We start from the raw sequence: 6,055 nt of genomic DNA, 5'->3' as shown, positions 1-6,055 counted from the left end.
CTTCGACGACTGGTCATTTTCCGACAAAGTGCTCTACGCACTCGATAAAGAGGTCGCGGCCAAGCGCGAACGGCGAGTCAACAAACTGCTCAAAGCATCCCGATCGCCAAATCCCGATGCTTGTATTGAAGAGATCACCTACGCGCCCAGCCGCACCATCAACAAAGAGCAAATCACCCGACTCGCTCACTGCCAATGGTGCCAAAGCGCCCAGAACATTGTCACCTAAGGCCAAATCCTCCGTCGGCAAAACCTACCTCGCACTCGCACTGCTCAACGCCGCCTGCCGAAAGGACTACACAGCCAAGTTCTTCCGCACCGACACCCTGGCCAACCACCTAGCAGTGCTCAAACACGGTGACCTAGAGCGGATGAAATTCCTCGAGGAACTCCACACCGCGGATGTGCTCGTGCTTGATGATTTCCTCACCACCCCGATCGATGCTGCAACCGCACACCAGCTGCTGACCATCCTTGCCGAGCGAGAGCACCGAGGCTCAACCATCGTGACATCCCAGTTCACGCCCGACGAGTGGTACAAGTCCATCCCTGATGCCGTCATCGCCGAATCCATCCTCAACCGGCTCGTCGCCGGCGCCGAAATCATCGCACTCGAAGGAGACAACATGCGACTGACAACCTAACCCCACCCCACAACACCTGGGTGTTACTCCAAACCCACCCGGGTGTTACCCGATACCCACCACACCGTTACTAAACACGTGGTCTAAACATACTCGACCCGGAGACGAGGAGGACCAGAAGCCGACGGAGGCTGGCGGATGTTTGGCCGCAGGTGCCGGCGGCGCAGATGGCGCTGTTAACGGTTGTGGGGTCGCGGGTGGTGCGCGCTAGGGGACGGGAAGGCCCGCTCCTGAGCTTCTCGCCGCACCCCGGCGAGGCGGAAATGGAAGGCGACGATCACCAGCACCGGCAGCGTGCGAAACGCGCTTGTGCCGACGGGCAGCCCGCTCGGGGCGAACGTCAGGTCGCACTGGATCTCATGTCCCGGTAGGTGCTCCAGGGTGTCGACCGGGTCTGGTGGGAGGTACTCCGGGCGGGTTCTGGCTGCGTTTTGGCGGAACCAAGATTCTGGGATTTCCCACCCGACTCGCTGGGCGATGATCTTCGCGCTGAGTCGGGGCGACTCCGCCAGCGGAGCGCGCACCGCAGGCTCGTACGCATCGAAGGTGGTCGATTTGGCTGTCCGCTGGGGGTGCTCCGGTGGGGAGTCAGACGTCAGCACGCGTTCGACGGTCTTTTTCGTGCGACCGACCTCGGCAGCGATCTTCCTGATTGACAGTCCCTGCCCACGTAGGAACCGGATCAGAGCCCATTGATTCAAAGAAATCCCTATCCAATCTTTTTCGGATGGGCTACTTTTCGAGGAGCGTTTTGGGCTAGTTTTCAAAGAGCGCTGAAAACAAATTTGCTGGGGCTCCGGGGCTTCGCTCCTTCCTGCAATTGGAAGTATAACTATTAATCGTGATCGATCAATCCAAAGAGGAAGTACTCAAAGCCCTCGTAGAGTTTCTGGACTTGACTTTTGGGGCTGCAACCGGTGTCTCCGTCACTGTGATAGTAGGCACGGTGGCACTCATTGTAGTTATTCTCAAGACGGCGGTCCGCATCGCGGATCGCTATTTTACGGCTGAGGCACATCTGCGAAATGTCAAGGTCAGCGAAGAGCTTGCAGCCAGAGAGACGAGCAGTATAACGGTAGAACGGCTATACGAGAATTACAGCCGGGACTTGACATTCGCGAAGTGGGCGTACCTTTCGGGGTGGTACGTGTACCCGCTCGCGGTTTTGTTTCTCTCATTGGCGTTGTATGCAGGTATTTTGGTTTGTGCGATTCTAATGGTGACTTGGTCGTGGTGGTTTATTGCCAAAGCACTTTTTCTAACTCTCGGTTATCTTGTTTACTTACTCGTGGTCGTCGAAATTCTTGGTTGGATCGTGGAGCGGAACCTGAGAAAAGCCAAGTTGGTCAGTCCAAACCAGGACGATCGGCTGCTTTTTTGGAAAAAGTCAGAAGCGGGCAGTGCGAACGAGGAGGGTGATGGGGAGAGCGAGATTGTCGGCGAAAAACCGTCCGGATCATCTCATCGAGACGCGCAGCGACAGCCTTTCGAAGTTGTGAGGCCGTTTCGCGAATTATGGCGACACTTATCCAAACGGTAGTCGGCATGTGAAGCGTCCTGGTTTTCGTTCCGCATATTGAACGCCCAAGGGTTGGGCGTGTGATTGTTAATAGTAGGCTTCTCTTCTATCTCTGGTGGGTTGATGTATCCCAATGACTCGTGCAGGCGGTGGTTGTTCCACCAGTACACCCAGCGAAGGGTCGCGATCTCGACTTCCCCAACCGATGCCCACGGCCGGTGGGGGTAGATCAGCTCGGTCTTGTAGAGACCGTTGACCGTTTCCGCCAACGCGTTGTCGTAGGAGTCGCCGACGGTGCCAACGGACGGATCGATCCCAGCTTCGGCGAGTGCCTCACCGTAGCGGATGGACACATACTGCGAGCCGCGATCGCTGTGGTGGACAAGTCTTTCAGCACGAAGATCACCTGCGTGATAAAGAGCGTGCTCAAAAGCCTCAAGAGGCAGCTCATCGGTGCGCATGCTCGCCCTGGTGGCAACGCCGACGATTTTGCGGGAATACGCATCGGTGATGAACGCGGTGTAGGCAAACCCCGACAGGGTACGCACGTAGGTGATGTCAGCAACCCACAACCGGTGCGGTGCTGACGCGGTGAAGTCACGATTGACCAGATCAGGACGACAATCCGGGACATCAGCCCGAAGCGTTGTAATTGGTGTGCGGCCCCTTCTGCGGCCCTGGATGCCGGCGAGTTTCATCAACCGGGCGGTCTGATCACGACCGATGTCCCAGCCGGCGCGCTGCATGGCCTTCCACATCTTGCGTACCCCGTACACGCTGAAGTTGTCCTCGAAGACTTTCACCAATTCGGGGATAAGCAGCGCGTCTGACAAGCTCCTGGCCGACGGGGCTCGTGTTTTCGCTGCTCGGTAGCCGCGAGAGGTGATAAACCCACATTCTGTCTGCCTTAACGTGCGACAGATGGCCTCGCCCCCGAAGCGATCGCGATACGTGTCGATGTATTCGATCATCTTCTGGGATGTATTCGATCATCTTCTGGTGGGACGGTCGAGTTCCGCTGCGAAAAAAGCTGACGCGGTCTTCAAGATCTCGTTCGCCCTGCGCAGCTCTTTATTCTCCTGCCGCAGACGCTTCAGTTCGTCGTCTACCGACTCGCCGGTGCCCCTGGGAGCGTCGGGGGACGCTTTAACAGGTTTCAACCAGTTGTTGAGCGTGTGGGCTGAGACGCCGAGCTTCTCGCCGATCTCCTCGGCCGCAGCCCACTTCGAACACCCCTCAACCTCAAGGAGCTCCTCGGCCAAACGCACCGCCTTGTCCTTGAACTCGTCACTGAACTTTCTAGGCATGATCCAATCCTCCTCTAGAAACGATCGGAACTAAACCCAGGACGCTTCATATTGACGTCGCCAAACCAGATGACGCCTACCCGGTCATCCACTCCGATCGTGGTTCGTTATACCGCACACCCAGCTGAGTCAGGCTCATCAGCGATCTCACTCACACCTCCAAGGGATGCACCGCCTGCCAGGAAGGAACCTGCCTCAAGCGGTGGCGCTACATCCCGTCGCTGTCACGCGAAGGCAACAGTGGCGACAACGCCCGCGTCGAAGGGTTCTTCGGGACCCCGAAGCAAGAACGCATCCATGGACGCGACGCAACGCGTCGTCTGACACGAGCAGAAATGACCCACTACATTGAGGACTACATCGACTTCTACATCAACCACAGACTGAAATCGACGCTGGGCAACGGCTACACCACCATCGCCCAACAGAGATAAACGGCAAGCTAACAACAGCCCCGGACCCCAGTCCAACAAACGGTCCGCAGCCCCTTTTGGGCTACTTTTCAAAGAGTGCTGACAAATTCCTTTTGAAACTCCAGGCCGCGCTGCCGCGTCGCCCTAACGATCTGTCCCCACGGGTCGGTCTAAGGGCAACGGACAGAGCAAGCATTGTTAAGATTAGAGCTCGGACGGTCGAGCAATGGTGTTTGAAGGTGTTTATGAAGAGAAGTGCCTTTGCGTCGGGTCAACGCGCGAAATTCTTCTGGCGCTTTTCGACCCGGGGCAACCACATAAAGGATGCGGTTGAATACTTACGTGCTGCGGTGGAAACGAAATACGATCTGACTCCCGTAGCTTTGGCTGACCTCAATGTGAGCTTTCGTAAAACACTTGAGGCTGCGGAGCGGGGAGCGCTTCGGATGGTTGACGACGGAGTCCGGGACTCGGCCTTCGGTCACGTATGTAGTATTAGGCGTACTAAGCCGCTGGAGCTCTATGAGATTGCTTGGGATCGCATTCCTCTGATGATTTGGGATGAAGTCAGCGCTCTCAAAGATGCTGAGGTGTTCGTTCGATTGTATTATCTGGAAGAGGGAGAACCCTGGGGGGTGGGGTTGCACGCTCACTTGAAGGAGATCTCTGGGGAGGCGGAAAAGGTACGCGAGATGCAAAATATAGAGATCGATAAGGCGAAAGAATTTGCCGTATCGCAATGCGATCCCTCAGATTCTTGGGGTGTTGAAGAACTACAATGTCGGTTAGCGAACCAGCTTGAAGGGAACTAGCTTGAAGGGAAGGTAGGCGCATGAACGCAGGCAGGGTTTTCATTCCCACTAGCGAAATGTTAGAGAGGCACGCCGAGGATCTAATCGACGCGCAATCTGATCTGCGTGAGCGGTTGATCGAACTGAGAACCTCCTCTGGAAAAACACAACAAGAGGTCGCAGAGATCATGGGCGTCACAGGCGCGCTCGTTGCTGATTTTGAATCGTTTTCGGCTAACCCAACTATGACTACTCTCCGGCGTTACGCGTTGGCAGTGGGCGCTGATGTCCACTACAAAGTGACTCGTCGTAGTTACTCTCAGACCTCTCATACGGCGATTAATGGCAGGTTCAAATCGGCGGACTGGCGCGAGCCTCAAATTGATTGGGCACGGAGGGATCTCGCGGATGCGTGAAATTATCCACTTGGTTGACTCGGGTTATGACAAGTATTCGGCCGTAGCTAATCCTTCTGAGACAGCAACAGAAACACCGGCGTTCACGCTACAAGTTCTAACTCCTCAATGGGCCCGTGAACGGGGAATGGCCCATGAATTGAAAACGGACCAGGAGTTTAAAATCAGACTTGAGTTCGCTATCGACTTGCCTGAGGGTTCCATCGAGGTGGCGGTGGTTAACCACTACAGCTTTCCTGATGCGCCGGGTGCCGGCTTCATTGTGACTCCCGAATGGGTACGCAAGTACTTCAACGAGGTGGCGGTTGCGGACTTTATCGCGCCTTTGCGGATTGGGGTGGCTGATCTGGCTATGAAAGTTCTTGATGCGAAGATCTTGATGCCGGCGCTCCGAGTCGGCGACTTGGTGTTTGATCCGTCAGATTAGGTCAGGTAAACCGCAATCCGCAGCTACGGACTAGGGGCATCGAATGAGACCCGCGGCGTCGGCGGGGGGATGACCTGCCTGGGGCATGCCTAGATATCATACCAGTAGCTTGGAAGATGTGCACAGGGATCGTAAGCTACGAAACCTACCTTCGGTTACGGTGGCGGCATCCGTTGCAATGGAAACGAAGCGATATGTATAATATTAACCGTGGCTCGATGCAACTGGGTAAACCAAAATGGGGCGAGAGGCGGCTAGACGTTCTGATTTCGCGGGGCTGCTATCGACTACAACCAAAGTCCGAAACGCGTTCGCCCCAGTCCTTTTTGAACTAGTCTTAAAGCAACGCGGCAAGCATTGAACGATTCCGGGTCTATTCCGGTTTTAGGCTTGGCATCTGCCCGACCATCCGATGTTATCCACCTTGATGTCGCGGAAACGTTTTGATCCGTCAAGAGGCAGCAATGGTTGAAGAGCGCCCAATGCCGAACCGGGCAATCGGACCGGATGAGAAGTACCGAAAGATTATTATCAGTCC

At 55.7% G+C, this 6,055-nt stretch carries 8 protein-coding genes and 1 pseudogene; 7 read left to right on the top strand and 2 right to left on the bottom strand.

Annotated features, from left to right (window positions below; translation table 11 throughout):
* Together M5J20_RS11085 and M5J20_RS11080 are read left to right on the top strand one after the other, a co-directional pair.
* Positions 1-229 (top strand): ATP-binding protein (locus tag M5J20_RS11085; protein ID WP_253579583.1); only part of this gene is annotated, 229 nt, incomplete at its 5' end.
* Positions 219-644, top strand: a complete 426-nt coding sequence (locus M5J20_RS11080) for an ATP-binding protein (protein WP_253579581.1) — start codon at positions 219-221, stop codon at positions 642-644. The genes M5J20_RS11085 and M5J20_RS11080, both read left to right, overlap by 11 nt.
* Positions 645-820: 176 nt before the next feature.
* Here M5J20_RS11080 and M5J20_RS11075 read toward each other — a convergent pair whose 3' ends face one another.
* Complete coding sequence (locus M5J20_RS11075) at positions 821-1,246, bottom strand: hypothetical protein (protein ID WP_253579579.1); 426 nt, start codon at positions 1,244-1,246, stop codon at positions 821-823.
* A 239-nt stretch (positions 1,247-1,485) separates the two neighbouring features.
* On the opposite strand from M5J20_RS11075, the gene M5J20_RS11070 reads away from it, so the two are divergent.
* Complete coding sequence (locus M5J20_RS11070) at positions 1,486-2,184, top strand: hypothetical protein (protein WP_253579577.1); 699 nt, start codon at positions 1,486-1,488, stop codon at positions 2,182-2,184.
* Between the two features lie 83 nt (positions 2,185-2,267).
* Here the strand turns inward: M5J20_RS11070 and M5J20_RS11065 are convergent.
* Positions 2,268-3,470, bottom strand: a pseudogene (locus M5J20_RS11065) (IS3 family transposase); the annotation flags it as partial.
* 137 nt (positions 3,471-3,607) lie between these two features.
* Here M5J20_RS11065 and M5J20_RS11405 point away from each other — a divergent pair.
* From M5J20_RS11405 to M5J20_RS11050, 4 genes are all read left to right on the top strand, one after another.
* Positions 3,608-3,904: an IS3 family transposase gene (locus M5J20_RS11405; RefSeq protein WP_367614979.1), complete on the top strand. Its 297-nt coding sequence runs from the start codon at positions 3,608-3,610 to the stop codon at positions 3,902-3,904.
* A gap of 218 nt (positions 3,905-4,122) precedes the next feature.
* Positions 4,123-4,695, top strand: coding sequence for a hypothetical protein (locus M5J20_RS11060; RefSeq protein ID WP_253579575.1), 573 nt, complete (start codon positions 4,123-4,125; stop codon positions 4,693-4,695).
* A gap of 20 nt (positions 4,696-4,715) precedes the next feature.
* Positions 4,716-5,090 carry a helix-turn-helix domain-containing protein gene (locus tag M5J20_RS11055; RefSeq protein ID WP_253579573.1) on the top strand — a complete coding sequence of 125 codons (375 nt, stop codon included), beginning with the start codon at positions 4,716-4,718 and terminating at the stop codon, positions 5,088-5,090.
* Positions 5,083-5,517 carry a hypothetical protein gene (locus M5J20_RS11050; protein ID WP_253579571.1) on the top strand — a complete coding sequence of 145 codons (435 nt, stop codon included), beginning with the start codon at positions 5,083-5,085 and terminating at the stop codon, positions 5,515-5,517. Before M5J20_RS11055 ends, M5J20_RS11050 begins: the two co-directional genes overlap by 8 nt.
* The last annotated feature ends 538 nt before the right edge of the window (positions 5,518-6,055 follow it).

The organism is Corynebacterium stercoris, from assembly GCF_024160105.1.
Taxonomy (GTDB): Bacteria; Actinomycetota; Actinomycetes; order Mycobacteriales; family Mycobacteriaceae; genus Corynebacterium; species Corynebacterium stercoris.
Note: the sequence above shows the minus strand (reverse complement) of the source record. Positions and strands in the feature narration are given on the sequence as shown.